The organism is Proteiniclasticum ruminis (assembly GCF_900115135.1).
GTDB classification, from domain to species: domain Bacteria; phylum Bacillota; class Clostridia; order Clostridiales; family Clostridiaceae; genus Proteiniclasticum; species Proteiniclasticum ruminis_A.
This window is the reverse complement of record NZ_FOVK01000002.1, coordinates 26,623-41,479: the sequence shown is the minus strand read 5'-3', so window position 1 is coordinate 41,479 and position 14,857 is coordinate 26,623. Positions and strand designations below refer to the sequence as shown.

15 protein-coding genes are annotated in these 14,857 nt (G+C 43.3%); all 15 read right to left on the bottom strand.

What is annotated here, in order from left to right; genetic code table 11:
- Nucleotides 1–10: 10 nt before the first annotated feature.
- On the bottom strand, nt 11–1,777 hold the full coding sequence (locus tag BM243_RS04845) for a hypothetical protein (RefSeq protein WP_074911028.1): 1,767 nt from the start codon (nt 1,775–1,777) through the stop codon (nt 11–13).
- 10 nt (nt 1,778–1,787) lie between these two features.
- On the bottom strand, nt 1,788–2,861 hold the full coding sequence (locus BM243_RS04840; RefSeq protein WP_074911026.1) for a hypothetical protein: 1,074 nt from the start codon (nt 2,859–2,861) through the stop codon (nt 1,788–1,790).
- A 2-nt stretch (nt 2,862–2,863) separates the two neighbouring features.
- The gene (locus BM243_RS04835) at nt 2,864–4,654 is read right to left on the bottom strand and encodes a phage tail spike protein (protein WP_074911025.1); all 1,791 of its coding nucleotides are present in this window, start codon (nt 4,652–4,654) and stop codon (nt 2,864–2,866) included.
- Complete coding sequence (locus tag BM243_RS04830; protein WP_074911023.1) at nt 4,654–5,337, bottom strand: phage tail domain-containing protein; 684 nt, start codon at nt 5,335–5,337, stop codon at nt 4,654–4,656. Before BM243_RS04830 ends, BM243_RS04835 begins: the two co-directional genes overlap by 1 nt.
- Nucleotides 5,338–8,889: a phage tail tape measure protein gene (locus BM243_RS04825; protein ID WP_074911022.1), complete on the bottom strand. Its 3,552-nt coding sequence runs from the start codon at nt 8,887–8,889 to the stop codon at nt 5,338–5,340.
- Nucleotides 8,890–9,084: 195 nt separating this feature from the next.
- The gene (locus tag BM243_RS04820) at nt 9,085–9,456 is read right to left on the bottom strand and encodes a hypothetical protein (protein ID WP_074911020.1); all 372 of its coding nucleotides are present in this window, start codon (nt 9,454–9,456) and stop codon (nt 9,085–9,087) included.
- A 12-nt stretch (nt 9,457–9,468) separates the two neighbouring features.
- Complete coding sequence (locus BM243_RS04815) at nt 9,469–10,053, bottom strand: hypothetical protein (RefSeq protein WP_074911019.1); 585 nt, start codon at nt 10,051–10,053, stop codon at nt 9,469–9,471.
- 11 nt (nt 10,054–10,064) lie between these two features.
- Nucleotides 10,065–10,469: a hypothetical protein gene (locus BM243_RS04810; RefSeq protein WP_074911017.1), complete on the bottom strand. Its 405-nt coding sequence runs from the start codon at nt 10,467–10,469 to the stop codon at nt 10,065–10,067.
- A complete protein-coding gene (locus BM243_RS04805; RefSeq protein ID WP_074911015.1) occupies nt 10,466–10,822 on the bottom strand; it encodes a hypothetical protein in 357 nt (118 codons plus the stop codon). Before BM243_RS04805 ends, BM243_RS04810 begins: the two co-directional genes overlap by 4 nt.
- The gene (locus BM243_RS04800) at nt 10,819–11,160 is read right to left on the bottom strand and encodes a head-tail adaptor protein (protein ID WP_083422624.1); all 342 of its coding nucleotides are present in this window, start codon (nt 11,158–11,160) and stop codon (nt 10,819–10,821) included. Before BM243_RS04800 ends, BM243_RS04805 begins: the two co-directional genes overlap by 4 nt.
- On the bottom strand, nt 11,144–11,458 hold the full coding sequence (locus BM243_RS04795) for a hypothetical protein (protein WP_074911014.1): 315 nt from the start codon (nt 11,456–11,458) through the stop codon (nt 11,144–11,146). Before BM243_RS04795 ends, BM243_RS04800 begins: the two co-directional genes overlap by 17 nt.
- Nucleotides 11,459–11,460: 2 nt before the next feature.
- A complete protein-coding gene (locus BM243_RS04790) occupies nt 11,461–11,718 on the bottom strand; it encodes a hypothetical protein (protein ID WP_074911012.1) in 258 nt (85 codons plus the stop codon).
- A gap of 18 nt (nt 11,719–11,736) precedes the next feature.
- Nucleotides 11,737–12,858 carry a phage major capsid protein gene (locus tag BM243_RS04785; RefSeq protein ID WP_242943511.1) on the bottom strand — a complete coding sequence of 374 codons (1,122 nt, stop codon included), beginning with the start codon at nt 12,856–12,858 and terminating at the stop codon, nt 11,737–11,739.
- 2 nt (nt 12,859–12,860) lie between these two features.
- On the bottom strand, nt 12,861–13,622 hold the full coding sequence (locus tag BM243_RS04780) for a head maturation protease, ClpP-related (protein WP_083422623.1): 762 nt from the start codon (nt 13,620–13,622) through the stop codon (nt 12,861–12,863).
- Nucleotides 13,622–14,842 carry a phage portal protein gene (locus BM243_RS04775; RefSeq protein WP_074911009.1) on the bottom strand — a complete coding sequence of 407 codons (1,221 nt, stop codon included), beginning with the start codon at nt 14,840–14,842 and terminating at the stop codon, nt 13,622–13,624. Before BM243_RS04775 ends, BM243_RS04780 begins: the two co-directional genes overlap by 1 nt.
- Nucleotides 14,843–14,857: the final 15 nt, after the last annotated feature.

Sequence of the window (14,857 nt, the reverse complement as noted above, 5' to 3'; positions counted from 1 at the left end):
AACTTACCTCCTACACTTGTTTCGTTACAGTTACTTCAACCTCTACGGCATCCCAGATGGCATAACCGTTAATTCCTTGTACCCCGTTGTAATATGTTAGTGTTGCACCTGAAGATGTAAACAGGCTTGATGGTACTGTAGCCCATCCAGTCCATCCACCTCTTGTAGCTCCGCTCGAATATGACGCTGAATGATTGTACGGAGCAGGCATCACAGCTCCACTACTACCATGAGAACTGTTTTTTCGTCTCAAGCGCATTCTTATAGAAACATTCGACCCGCCATTCAAAAAATTATTGATTTCAGATCCGAAACGAATTCTACCGTCAAACCATCCTGTCGAGCTATCCCATCTGTTCTGCGCTGCGGATGCTCCATAATAAGTACTAACATTAGATGTGCCATGATGCAGAGAGTCAAAAGTAGCTCCGTTGAATACCTGGACAAACACTTTTGAGGCTATTGGTGGTGGAGAATATGCGCTGTTAACTCTAGCTACGGTGCCATCTGTAAAAACGAATTTATTTGTAGAGTACTCAAGGGGTCCTCCAGCTGGCGCTGAACCGCTGATATATCCTTTTGCACCCTCGACAAGCCTAAGAACTCCACTGACTACGTTACCTTTACAATTTACAACGGTTACTGAGGATGCGTTATTGGCTTGAGCCATATAATTACATCCAATAATATCAGAATTTTCAAAGTGCACGGTAGATCCGTGAGTGACGTCTGTGAGGTAATATCCACCGTTATTATTAAGGTTAAGATTGTTGATCTGCACATACTTACAGGCGGAGATCTGAAACATGTATCCTGATACATTGCCTGGATTTTTAATGACTGCACCAGCTGCACCTATGATGTAGATAGGCAATGTGTTTCCATAAAGTTCGAAGTTTCCGTTAAAAGTTACCCCTGCATTTATCCTGATGATCAGTCTTCCTCTTCCAGATAGTCCGGTTATTCTGACCGTTTCGTTTATATTACCGAAAACCTCTATGTAAATATCAGCTGAGTTGGGATAACCTGCCGGACCAATATGGATTTTATCGTTACGCGTAAATAGGGTGTTCAGGCACTCAGAGATTGACTTGTATGGATAAGCTCCTCCAACATAATAGACGCCAGTTTTGTCCGAAAAATTCAGCACGTTTGATTCTACCTTTGGGATTATTGCACCAGCTTCTCCAAATATTGCCAGTGGTGCATCTCCATCTCGCACTGTTACTCCATCATTCGCTAATTGGGAATTGATTTCCGATGTTGATTTCGATACGGTAATACCATCACGATTCATCGTGACGATTCCTTTTGTAATAGCCTTCGTATCATCTTTTGAATACTCTTCGGTAAATGTATTTACAATGGCTTCTGGAGTTATTTTTTGTTCAGCTGAATATATTCTGTTTTCAAGATTACTTCCATCTGTGGATGGATATGCTCCAACCTCTCCGGGAGATGTCGGCGTGACCTTTTCCCATGCTGAACCGGTGCTTCTCCACAACACATTTGGTACAACTCCCGTCTGAAGCCATAAACGGCCATTGGAATGTGCTGGAGCAGCAGCTTGCTTATATATTGTTGCTTCTGCTCCAACTTGGCTTGCTGAGGTAGGTGTAGCCAGTACCCATGCAGATCCAGACCACCTGGATAATCGATTTGGTGATACAGATGTGTTCAGCCATAGTTGGTCTACGGTAGGATTCGCAGGCGCCGTTGCACCAACCGTAATATCGTTATAGTCCATGATTGTAAACTGTGCAATCGCTGCTGGCATTCTATCCCCCCTAACTTACTTCTACCTGAAATGTGGCCTTCACATCTACATCCGCATCCCCTACTGAGAGAGTCTTACCTGTCTTAAAGTTAATCCCTGTACCGCCAAAGTTCGAGTCCAGTACTCCTGAAGAGTTGAGCTTGAACCATTTGTAAGTATATTTAGTTCCTGCAGCATCTACTTCTGCACCAGCTTGAAATACTTTCGCAGTAAGGGTCGTAGATCCTACCCCATTCTTAAAAACATCTCCACCCGTGGATGTTATCGTCACCTGTACTGGATCCGACTTATCTTCAAAAGTCACATTATCCTCGAATGAACTGTTGTAAGTATTGGAAGATGCATCTGTATCTTTAATCACGCATTTAAATACTGCATAGGTGGGCACAGCTGCAGGAAACACGGTCATTTGTCTTGTAGTTACTCCTGTAGTCACATTGGCCACATTAGTGAGTTTTCTCCAGTTAATTCCTCCACCTGCATCAGTCGTTTGTGCTGTATCAAACTGATACCACTGATACGTAACATTTGTAGAGTCCACGACACTGCCTCTTACAAGATCACATTCTGCGATTAGCGATGTTGTTTCATCGTTCTTAAAAACATTTCCATTAGGTGCCCATGCAATCGCATCAGTGATTCCTGACCCACTGACTACCCTTGAGAATGATATTGGTGTCTTGACGATTAGATCCAGTCCTGTGCTTGGATCTCTGTACACAATCTTGCACATGAATTCCTTACCAGGTAAACCTGCAAGCACGTTCGATTTAATGGTCAGCGCATTTGGTTTTGCTGCACCAATCGCATAACTGGCATTTGCTGAAATAAGTGTTTCTACTCCATTGGAAACGTCATACCACTGAATCGACTGAACAGCTGAACTGGTGATGATGTCATTGGCATTGCCTAGAATGAAAAGTGATGGCGTAAGGATTACATTACTTGATGCCCAATCCGGATTGTATGATCCATTATCTGGATTGAAAATCTGTGTTTTTTGTCTGTTCGAAGCTATGTATGCACTTAATGAAAGTGCATCATTATAATCAATAATTGTAAATTGACCGGTTGCTACTGCCATTTTTATACCTCCTCAAGTATCGTGACATTGAACGTTGCACGTTGATGCACATCGTCAGATGTCACAGAAATTTCTTTCTTTCCGCTAAAATTTGCGGTATTCCACAACTCATCCGCTGCAGAATCTTCAGATACCCTGGTCCACCTGAAGCGGTTCGCATCTAGTGTATCTGTAATATCTTCGGTTCCTCTATAAACCCTTGCAATGAGCATTGTATTGATCTGGTCATTTTTAAATACTCCTCCGTTGGTGGAGAAGATTTGAACAGTCCAGGACTTAATCCCATCAATGTCATCTTGTGTTGCAACTTCTTTCGCATTGATTTTCAGAGATCGAACATTAAGAACGATCTCCCCATTATCCAGGTCCCAATAACTTTCTGATGTGGAGTCTTGTATTTTTCCAGCAGTAACAACTCCAAGATTTGCACTAATAGAAGATAGATTCAAGGCATAAACAAATTTAGCCATTATCTTACCATCCATGGTAATGGCAATCTCGTAAGGTCCATTGATACCAGCACTACTATATCCCAAGCCGTTTAGATTCCATCTCCATACTTTTGTTGCGGTCGCTGGATCTTCCGTATCCATAATCAGAAGTTCTCCTGTTCTTTTGAGCACATAGCCACCAAGTGCTGTAGTCAAAAGCTCCGTGATTTGCTCTATATTGCTTTCCCAGTCTGTTTTGTACTGTTCTACTTTTCCAGCAATCAATTCCAATGTGGGCTTGATGTCGCTGAAAGTATCAATATGACTTCCAAGTTCTAATTCATCATACTCTTTCCGGATAGGAGACCACTCATAAGCCACTACCCTTGAAAGTATCTCTAGATCCTCATCCGTGTGGACTACTTTGATCTCATCTCCGAGATACACCTTTTCGAGTACCGATTTGTTCTTATATTCTTCTGTAGTGCTCAATTCCTGAAACTTCACCTGGTAACTGGCTTTTAGGTCAAACCTGCCACTTTCAAAGTCTGAGAGAACCGCCTGCCTTAGTGCCTCATAGGCATCTTCAAGCGGCAATTCTCCTTCTTTGAGGTTGTCCGGATTGCTGATTGCCCGAATGGAGGAGTACTCCACCTTCAAGGTTTTATAATCCGTCGGGTCCGCGCCAGGCTTCACCACGTACTTTTCCGGAAGAATTAATCCATCAAACCCGATAGGCATCACTCTTGTGGCCACATTGGAATCACTGATATCAGCTTCGTACGATAGTAGGTTTTTTGCATACCTGATTTCCACTGGATTGTTTTCGTAGGTTCTTCCGATTCGATTCATAAGCATCACCGTGAGCTTGTCGCGCTTCAGTTCACCTCCGAATCGAGATATTAGAGTATTATCCTTCCCATGGTTTAAAATCGCTTCTACAGCATTATAACGCACAATTCTGATGTTCTTCGTTGTGGCGATATCAGACACACCAGTAAACTCTGTGTTTTCAAGCACCCTGTTGAGGGCTGCTTGGCCATTCAGATTTACAATATTGATATCCTCAATGAGCTGCCATATGAGGCGATAAAATAAGTGATACGCGGTTACTCTCAGGTACCCGTCTTTCTTTACTATTCTGGATATAAAAAAGGGCTGCTCTCCATCCGGAACAGTAGCCCTGACTATGTTATCGTTTTTGACATCCCTGGAGTGAGGCGCATGAATTGGATACGTAAACTCAAGCTTGTAGATCCCATTCAGTTCTTCCCTTACCTTGTCCTCAAAGGCGTGTTTGTCCAGTCTTCCGATGCCATTGCTCAGAAACTGTCTTTCGCTTTTTTTATAAAGTATCAGCACTACAAATACACCTCTCTAACATCGATCTCAATTTTTGTTATTCCTCCAGTCCACGAAATATCGTTCATCCCAATCTGCAACACCGGGTATTCCCCAATCATCTTATCGTTCCTTGGGTCCACCCCTTTAAAAGCTTGCTGATTCTCACAGTCAATCTCGATGTATTCTGAGATTTCCTGAAAATGAATCACATCACTGTTGAAGGTTAGAGTCCCGTTCCCGGTTCCATATATTTTTATATACGGTTCTGACTCAATGGTTCCACTGTACAAGACTTTACCAGAAGAGTTTAGTGTAACGATTTTACTTTCTGTGAATTGGAATGGATCAGCTACGAAATTTGCTTCAAATTTCCCAAGTAAATTCAACTCATTTTCAATATCCGGAATATTGGACTCTTTAATGCGATAAAAGACGGTGTCATCGCTGAGCTGCAGTTTCTTCGCATTCAGTATCCATGCTCTGATATACCTGAGCTTGTCCTTGATTCCATCGTCTTCCAAAAGGTTCAGGGATACGCTGAAGGAAATGTCTTTGTACGCGTATTTCTTCGTCAGTGACCCATGCCTCCCTCTTATTGGAACTCTTTCCACGTCCCGCTCCGGCGATGGAATAGAGGGCGTTTCCGCAAGGCATAATCCAAAATCTGTAGAACTTTTATTGTCTATGATTAATTCAAGCATTTACGCACCTCCAATCGCGAATGACGCTTCATCGCTGCTCTTTTTCAGGGACCGGTCAATCTTTCTCACCAGTCTATCCTCATCAGCTGAGCCAGTAAGGGTGTTTGTGATGTTGAGAATGATTTGTGGTTTTGTGGATGCATTAGATGCGACTTCATTGTATTCGTTGATTCTTCTGGCCACCGCATCAGCGTATGGATCCATTTCTCTACCGGTAAGCGGTAAGACTGCTTCAGGTCCTTTTTCGGCGAAGCTATGATTTCCGAGAACAGTATAGTCAGGGATGATTCCACCTTTAAAGTTTGGTCTAGTAGCTCCATATCCACTACCCGAAGATCCGCTATATCCACTCGTTGTTCTGCTTGTGTATGTAGTTGTTTGAGTTGTATTGACTTGGGCGTTCTTTGGTGTTGGGTTCCAACCGTCCCACCATTTTTTGATGCTTCCCCAGAATCCGAGAATTTCACCTGTATCAGTATCAACCTTTTTGACTAGTCCACCATATGCATTTTCAAGCTTTTTAATTCCATCGTTTTTAGTCCCTTCAGCCGCGGCTACCACTTCATCATATTGCCTATTGGCTTCTTCTATGATTTCATCGGCCTTATCTGCATAGATTCCACCTTCAAGTGTTCTAAGCTCCTCTGCTTGCCTGACCATCTCATCCCTCTGTTCACCGGCAATTCTGATGGACTCATCCTTTTGGGTATTGAGTTCTTTTATAGTTTCTCCTACCATCTTGGCCGTTATTCTTTCATTTGAACTTGCCAATCTGTTCAGTATCACGTTCTGCTCAGCTTCATTTTTGGACATGGTTTCAACTGACAATCTTTTCATTTCTTCCATGATGGAGTTTATTTCTTGCTGTTGATTCATGGTGATTTCTCCACCCTGACGCCTGATCTCATCGTAAATTCCAACAAGCCTATCTTTTAGTTTTTCAGTTTCTTTGATTCTGTCCTGATGGCCATCATTTACGCTTTTTATAATTTCCATCTGCTCTTCGTCTGTAAGAACGGTCGTATTCGCAAAGAGCTCTTGATACTGTTCGACTACTCCGTTTTTCTGAGTTTCAGACGCTTCAATAATCAGGTTGGCCATTTCTGTAGTCTTTGTGTACATATCAGAAAGACCGGTTTCCGTTTCATTGTTAACATCAAAATACATATCGTGAAAAGTCTGCTTCACAGAGTCCGCCATATCGAAGAATGAGCCGACTTGCTCTTTTGTTTCTTCCGAGATTGTGACTGAAAGATCCTCAACTACAGTTGTGACGTTCCCGAATTCATCCGTCACTGTTTTTGTTGTGTACCCTACGTGATCAGCAAAGAGATCCACTTCTGGAATGACATCCTGATTTAGTATCTTGTAAACTCCGTATCCAGCCGCCGCTATACCAGCGACTGCTAAAACGTATGGGGCCGCCGCTGCAATCACAGTGCCAAGACCTGCAGAAAGACCCGCAAGACCTCCAGCACCCGCTGCAGCTCCAGCTGCTGTTCCGACTCCAGATGCACCTGTTGCCATTACCGCCATGGCTGGTTTAGCCACGGCTATAGCTTTGGTTATTGATCCTATTGTGGAAACAAATTTCCCTGCCACTGTAAGAACTGGCCCAAGAGCAGCCGTAAGGGCAATCACTTTAATCACCATGTTTTGAGTTTCTGGACTTGCCTCGCTAAACCGCTTCGCAAGGTCTGCAATTCTCTCTAAAGTAGGTTTCAGTGCTTCCATCACCTTAGACAGCGCGTCTAAAAGTGGACCACCAAACTCTATGGCGATATCAGTAATCTGATTCTTCAGTATCTTCACTTTGGATTCAAAGGTTTCGTATTTTTTTCTTGCTTCATCCGTGAGTGCTGTGTTCTCTTCCCAAGCTTTGGACCCGATGGAAAGAGCCTCGCTGAACACACCTGAAGCGTTTGCTGCTCTCAATAGTGAATCTCTGAGTCTGACTTCCTTGATATCCATGTCATCCAGTACTTTGATTGCAGATATTCCACGTTCTTCAGAAGACGCAAGACCTTCGATGAACATCATAAGCGCTTCTGTAGCATCTTCCTTGTATGCTTTCGCGAATTGCTTGGACGAAACACCGGCAACTTCAGCAAATTGATCTAGAGACCCTCCGCCTTTTTCAGCTGCCAGCTGCATATTGATCATCACTTTTGAGAATGCAGATCCTCCCGCTTCAGCTTCTATTCCTACGGAACTTAAAGCACCAGCTAGGGATAAGATTTCGGATTCGCTCATTCCCACCTGGGTACCTGCACCGGCAAGCCTCATGGCCATATTGACAATTTCAGCTTCCGTAGTCGCCAGGTTATTTCCTAAATCTACAATGGTAGCGCCTAACCTGCTAAAATCCTTTGGAAGCATTCCCGTGATGTTCGCAAGTCTTGCGAGGGATGTAGCAGCGTCTTGGCTACTCAGATTCGTGGAATCTCCCAGCATCAGCATGGTTTCCGTAAAGGAAAGGATATCCTCAGTCTTTATTCCAAGCTGTCCAGCCGCCTCAGCTACACCGGCGATTTCATTCGCGGATGATGGCATCTGTTTTGCCATATCTCTGATGCCTTTTTCAAGCTTCTCATAACTGTAGGTTACGGTTCCATTTGCATCCACAACTTCATCCACGGTTTTCTTTACGCCGGTAAAGGCTGTTTCAAAATCACTGGCGGCTTTTACGGATGCAGCTACCCCTCCGATAATGGGTAGTGTCACATACTGCGTCATTTTCTTTCCAGTATCCGTCATCACCTTGCCAGCGCTCTCAAGTTTTTCACCAAACCTCTTCAGCCCGTTTTCTGAATCTCGAAGAGAGTTTGTGAAATCCTGATTCTTTATCTTGGCATCCATAAGAGCATCTTCAAGCTTCTTCACCTGCTCGGAGTTTTTTCCGTACTCTTCTTTTGCAAGTTCCAACTGTCTCTCTAGGTTCATTATGGATTCTGATGTGAGGTCCACTTGCTTTCTCAGGTATTCCTTTTCCCTGGTCAATGCACTGGATTTTGATTCAAGCTCTCCGACTCGCTTATTCTCCAGATCATAAGACTTGGAAAGCTTGTCAGAAGCGTCCGTGAGCTCTTCAGAATTTTTTTCAAGTTCGTTTAATTGTGTAATTCTACGTTGGGAATTTTCTATAGAAAGTTTTTCGACGCTGGTGAGCTCTTTTATTGAGCTTTTTTGACTGTTTAGTTCCCCTGTGACATCAGTGATGGCGTTCTTGAGAAACTCTTCATTTCTCTTCGCATCAATGAGGCGGTCACTCCAGGTTTTTGTTTCCTTGGAGTTCTCGCCGGTTTGTTTTTTTGCCATCTCTAAAGCATCGGCGGTGAGCTTCGTTCTTTCCTTGGAAAGGTCCAGCTCCTTGTTTAACTTCTCCAGTTTCCCTTCAAGCTTTTCAGTTTCCGAGGCACTGTTTTTCATGGTTTCTTGCTGCAGTTTAAATTCCTTGTTCAGCGTGGAAAGCTTTCCCGTGATATCTTTTATCCCGGAATTAAACTGCGTATTCAGGACCTTATATTCAACTTGTACTTCTTTCTTTGCCATGTTTCACACCTCCCTACTCTTGGTTAAGGAAACCTTCTATCGCTAATTTATTTGTGGCGATTCTTCTGACTTCCGCGAAAGGTAGCCGCCAAACGGTCCAGGAATCAATCCTAAATAAAAAAGCGTAGATTGAATAAACATCCTCTACGCTTTCCACTTCTTTCCAATATTCCGGGATCCTCTGCCCTCCGCTCTTTACTTTTTTCTTTGAGTGACCCGTCTGAAAGAATTAGCCATAGCGCCACTTCTTTTTTGTTCTCCCTGGATAATGTCTGCGTAAACCACTGAACACATGTCCATGTCGAAAAGAACGTTTGCTTCAAACTCTTCTTTTTTCATCCCATTTGGATTCGCATTTCTGTAAGCGATATAGGGAGAATTAAGGAGATCATCATAGTTCGCTTTCGTCGGGTCCGCTTGTGTCATCACAAGATTTGAAATGAAATTTTTAGATAGAAGATTTTCCTGCTGCATCTTTTTCAGAAAATAAAGAGACAGCGACGTATCAAGCGTCACTGTCTTAATTTCTCCAGCTGCATCAGGTTTAAGGTCTAGTTCGTATAACATAAGCTCCCTCCATTACGGGGTCACGAGTTCAACAAGAGACTGATCAAAGGTCTGTGCCCATCCGGTCTTCACGGATTCATCTGTTAATTCTTTCTCATAAGCATCATAGTAGAAGTTTCCAAGCTCATCCCTCATAGCCTTAAAGTTGATGGATACCTCTGCAATTTCTTCAGCGCCATTCTCGTGAGAAAATGCGTACCCTGAAGTTATTCTCATGTTTGGATATGCCATGAACTTTTTCTGTTCATCGTACAAGTCTTCCGCCTGCCATGTGTAAATTCCTTTCTTCGGCTTAGACTTTCTACCAATAGCGTACACGCCAGGCTTGAGTCCTTCATTTGAGAATCCGTACAGATCTCTGAGAACACCAATTGGCATATGACCTGTAAATGTGACCAGCAGCGCAGTGATGATGGTTACCTCCTCTACAACTTCCCCCTCACATCTCTTGACTACAGTTCTTGTTTCTGATTCAGTGGACAAGCTTCCTAAACATCCAGTGGACTTTGCTGTTCCGTAGGTCTTTGTTGCCTCGTCGTACAGTCTTATAAATCCGTTGGTAATCCGGACTACATCATAACTTTTATCTAGTTCCATTTTTTACCCTCCTATAATTTAACGCCCTCTTCCAGGGCTTCTAAAACGATTTGCGTCAGTTTATCCATCTTGCTTTCAAGACCTTTTTCAAAAAAGCCTTGAGCAACAGGATTCTTTGCTCCTCTTCCATCATTTGGAAATACTAGGTACCCAAAGGAACCCTTATTCCGTGCAGCTCCTCCGCGCGGATAAATTCTGAACCCAAGGTTAAGGTCATCCTGTTTTAAGGAGTTGCTTTCTTTTGCGTGCTTTTTATTTCTTGATGACTTTGGCATAAAGCCAATGATGGCCATGGAGACTTCTTTCCCTCCGGAAGAGTGAAGAGCCTTGTTGATTAACTCCTCTGTCTTTTCTGGAACCTTTTGCATGGCTTTTATGAGATCATCTTGCCCCTTGGGGGTTACATCGTATTTCATATCATGCACCCCTTTACCTGCATGGAGAATTCCATCGTGACCATCATGGCTTCGATGTCGGTTCCTTGGATTTTTCCAAGTTCCTCATCGGAATCCACAAAATAAAGTGGCACGGTCTGTAAATCCTGCGCAAGAAGAGGCACGTTGATTTCTTTATATTCCTTCGTAACGAAAGATACATACACTCTTTGGAGGAGGCTTCTGCCACTCTCACCACGTGTGTATCTATTCGACATCCGGAACATGAAAAAAGAAGGGTTTTCCGCCACTTCTTCTTTCTTGATATCTGAGTCAAATACCGGAATATCCGGATAATGCTTTTTTATTACCGTAGCGATTCTTTCTTTCGTCATACATTCACCCGCTCCAGGTACAGGTACAGGAAGGTTTTCTCATTGTCTGGATCAATCCTGGTGATGTCGTACTTTTCACCTTCAAGTATTACCTTGTGATTTTTCTCTATTCCAGGAACATAATAAACCTTCACTTTCCTAGCGATGACTTTATCTATCGCCTCGTAAAGGTTGTAATCACTTTCCCGAAGAGACATGTTCTTAAAGTTCAGAATCCCTGCAATTTCAAAAGTGCTTCCGGTTCGTTTTCCGGCGGCATCTCTTGTATGCTTGTCGCATCCATAGGATAGCTGGCCTGAATTCAGTTCGTCGTGAGTATATTTATTTCTTCTTATCACGCTTGGCCACCTCCATCTGTAGTGTCAAGATTGCCGGCCGGTGTTCCTGCATAAAATACTGGCCAGATCCATTCCACTTGTAGCGCACGTAATCGAGCAGCATTTCATTGGCAAGGATTCCGACGGTGTCAGAAACATCCGATTCTGGATCAAAATCTATTTGGCCTACCCATGCTCTGATTTTCACCATGGCTTCCGCAATCATTCTTTTTATATCCTCATCTCTATGGCTAAAGGTCACATTGATTCTATCTTTTGCCATGGGAAGATACTGTATAGGTTCATTTTTCAGGGACATTTTTATCCCTCCGTTTCCTCTTCAATGAACGGCCTATTCATTCTGTTCTCGCTTGTGAGAAGCTGGTGGATTCGTTCATTCTTCGCTTTTTTACCCTCAGCCGGGTAATTGGACCCCTTTGTATAAATGTGGCCATCTACATCCTTAAAGGTTTCAATGACTTTATATGCCTGGGTCTTCTTAGCTTCAGCAGTAGGGGCGTCAACTTGACGCTCCACTGCCGGCTTAGCTGAGGATTTAGATGTGGTTTTAGCTGCCATTTCCATATCCTCCCTTTGTTATGGGGTCACAGGGTTTACGCCTGTGATGTCAAAGATCGCAAAGGAGTCATTGTCTACAGGCTTTCCGTGACCGTAAAGTCTCGCGATGTAGACTCTGTCATCCTCCAAGAATCTGTATTCATCGGATACGTCAATCTTGGTGTTCATACCAAGACCGAAGAAGTAGTTCTTCGCTTTTCCGACGATCATCTTTCCGGCTGGGACTGCTGCAGACTGTACAAGAGTAGCTCCGATGGAGGTCTTATCCAGTACATAGTTTCCTTCAGGGGTTCTGAAGGCCAGTTCGGAGAAGATGGACTGCCAGTAATCAAGTGGGTTTACCATAAAGAGGATGTCGGCAACATCAACCTTCACGGTACCGTTCTTGGTCATTGGCGCAACGATTGTTCTTCCGATGGTCGCTGGAGTTAGATCAGTGATTGCGGTTGCAGCTTTATCAGCGTATCCAGTGACTGGATCTACTGGAGCGGCAAGATTCTTCATCATACCGATTGGCTGATCAAGACCGTTACCTGCAACGACTGCGTTCTCAGCGCCCAGCTGTACGGATTCCATGAGCATTTCTCTCACGAATCTGTCAAGCCATACTGGACCAAGCTTGATCATCGCTTTGCACATGTTGACGAAAGCGGAAAGCTTATTCAGGGTGATGTTTTCAACCTTGAAAGCCATGTCCAGCTGCTTCTTGATGGAATCGCAAAGCTTACCCCACTGAGCTGCCTGAACATCCCCATTTCTCATGGACCATTCTGTAACTCCTGTAACATTTACGAACTGAATTCTAGAAAGAAGGGAGTGGTCTTTTCTGAGGTCTTCAAAGACTCTATCGAAAACAGTCTTGGGCATTGGAGTATTGGCAAAGGTGTTTCCTTCAACCGCCATGTAGAACTTCTCTTCTTCACTGGTCAGCGGTCTCAGATTGTACTCCTTGTTCATGTACAGCGCGTTCATAGAGAGGTTTTCTCTGCTCGCCATCTTTGCATCTTCGATGATGCTGTTCTGGATTTCTTTGGCGAAATCGTCCATAGAAGCGGTAAACCCTTCAGTGTCTCCGTTGGCGATAGCCGCTTGCATCTTGTTCTTGATTTCCATAAATTTCTGATTGTCTGGATGGTTCATTTTTATTCCTCCTTAAATTTGGCAAATAAATTAGCAGCCTTTCGAGCTGCTTCTTGCTTTTCTTTATTGATTCTGTGTAGTTCAAACAAGGATAATGGCTTTACTGGTTCTTCCGGCTTTGCAGATGCTTCGGGTTTTGGATCGCCTTCAGAGGCTTCGATTACCTCATCATAAAATCCTTTTTCAAGGGCTTCTTCAGCGGTCAAGTAAGTCTCATTTCCGATAAGAGCAAGCAGCTCTTCTTTCGTTCCATTAAACTTTTTCATGTATGTCTCATCTGCCGCAGCGTCGATTTTCTCAAGCATACTTGCAACTTTCCTGAGTTCGTCTGCATTTCCACGGGTCCAGGTCCATCCTTTATGGATCATCAGCATAGTGTTGGATCTTCCCTTGATAGTCTTTCCGGCCATGGCCACGATTGACGCGGCTGAAGCGGCGATACCGTCAATCTGGACATCAACATTTCCGGGGTAATCCATTAATAGATTAAAGATGGCAACACCTTCAAAGGTCATTCCACCGAAAGAATTGATGTGGATCAGCAGATCTTCGCCGTCAAGATTATCCAGCTGCTCCCTCACCTTTTTGGAGGAAATATACTGTTTGGTCTTGTCCCACACGTAATCATCTTCAATGATGTCCCCGTACAGGTAAAGCTCCGCTTTGTTATCACTCTTCTTCAGTTCCAGTCTTGGCTTGATGTCTATCTTCATGCCTGCGTTTTCCAAGGACTTCATGATCTGTTCTTTTTGATATAGTTTCATTAAGTCACCTCCCCTTTATCATGGTTACGCTCATAGTTTTTCGTGAGCGCGTAATCTTCCGCCCAGTCTTCGTCAATAGGTTCCTCGTTGATCAGCCATCTGATGTAGTTCACGTTTGCAACTCCGATTCTATATAACGCCTCAGCGCTGGAAGCAACATCCACTGGATTATGAGCTTTTATTCTAGTTGTTTTCACTGCAAGCTTTTTTCCGCTGATTATTTCTTCTTGGGTATAAAGCTTTCTGTTGAATTCGTCTTCGATGGCGTTCGCAATAGTGTTGACGCAGAAAGCAATGAAGTTATCCGTCATAGCCTCAACATCGGCCACATCACCTTTTAAAAGACCTCTCGGAATTCCAAAAGCATCCGCAACTAAATTTAAAATGTCATCAAAGAGATCCTTAACATCTCTTGTGGTGACTTCTTTTCCTTGCTGCTTGTTCTCTTGCGATTCCTGTACTTCAAGCCCTTCTTCTAGAGGTGTTGCTGAGTCTCTTTCGTCAAAGTATCCCTTGAGTCTATTCGTAAACAAATCATCAAGTATCAGATCTGCTTGCGTGGTTATCGTTCCATCTTCATTTTCTGTAACCACTTGATTAAGCTGGTTAAACATGGTCCCCATCTTGATCCATAACTTCTTTGAGTTGTTACGGTTATAATTCTTGATTGCTCCACCTATGAGCTTACCGTATTCTTCATAAACTCCATCCACGATTTCTTTTACCTTGGAGTTATTGAGCTTTATTCTCAATACTTGAGTTTCATTGTACGTTTTATCCATAAGTAGATTACCGATTTTTATATTGCTATAAATATTAGGTACAAAAGCGAATTCTTTTACATCGTAGCTATCCGCCACAACGAAACCTTTCCCGCCATCCATTTGTATAATCAGCGCCCCGTTTTTATCGTAAACTGCTTGACTGATGACTTTTTGCCAAAAGTCTGAAGAGGATTGATTCGGGTTCGGCGATACATTGAGTTGATACCAGAGATTACCCTTAAAAACTTTATCGGTTTTCTTTCCCTTCGGGTCATAGGTAATGTAATCGCACATGCTCAAAGCGTTCGCAATTTTGTTAATGCAAATTTGAATTGCATACTCCTTAAAGGCTACCTTCGTTTGAAGCGTTTCAAAGTAGCTTTTATTCGTGTGGGATGATGGGTTGTCGCCGATCCCGAAAAACCATTCTCTTATTCCTTGTAAAATACTTGCCACTCGTTCACCCCCTTT

Bases quoted from the DNA above. Each gene is read 5' to 3' on its own strand.
- BM243_RS04840 (WP_074911026.1), bottom strand. From the start codon at position 2,861: ATGGCAGTAGCAACCGGTCAATTTACAATTATTGATTATAATGATGCA.
- BM243_RS04830 (WP_074911023.1), bottom strand. From the start codon at position 5,337: ATGCTTGAATTAATCATAGACAATAAAAGTTCTACAGATTTTGGATTA.
- BM243_RS04810 (WP_074911017.1), bottom strand. From the start codon at position 10,469: ATGAAATACGATGTAACCCCCAAGGGGCAAGATGATCTCATAAAAGCC.
- BM243_RS04820 (WP_074911020.1), bottom strand. From the start codon at position 9,456: ATGTTATACGAACTAGACCTTAAACCTGATGCAGCTGGAGAAATTAAG.
- BM243_RS04790 (WP_074911012.1), bottom strand. From the start codon at position 11,718: ATGGCAGCTAAAACCACATCTAAATCCTCAGCTAAGCCGGCAGTGGAG.
- BM243_RS04780 (WP_083422623.1), bottom strand. From the start codon at position 13,622: ATGAAACTATATCAAAAAGAACAGATCATGAAGTCCTTGGAAAACGCA.
- BM243_RS04805 (WP_074911015.1), bottom strand. From the start codon at position 10,822: ATGACGAAAGAAAGAATCGCTACGGTAATAAAAAAGCATTATCCGGAT.
- BM243_RS04815 (WP_074911019.1), bottom strand. From the start codon at position 10,053: ATGGAACTAGATAAAAGTTATGATGTAGTCCGGATTACCAACGGATTT.
- BM243_RS04845 (WP_074911028.1), bottom strand. From the start codon at position 1,777: ATGCCAGCAGCGATTGCACAGTTTACAATCATGGACTATAACGATATT.
- BM243_RS04825 (WP_074911022.1), bottom strand. From the start codon at position 8,889: ATGGCAAAGAAAGAAGTACAAGTTGAATATAAGGTCCTGAATACGCAG.
- BM243_RS04785 (WP_242943511.1), bottom strand. From the start codon at position 12,858: ATGAACCATCCAGACAATCAGAAATTTATGGAAATCAAGAACAAGATG.
- BM243_RS04795 (WP_074911014.1), bottom strand. From the start codon at position 11,458: ATGTCCCTGAAAAATGAACCTATACAGTATCTTCCCATGGCAAAAGAT.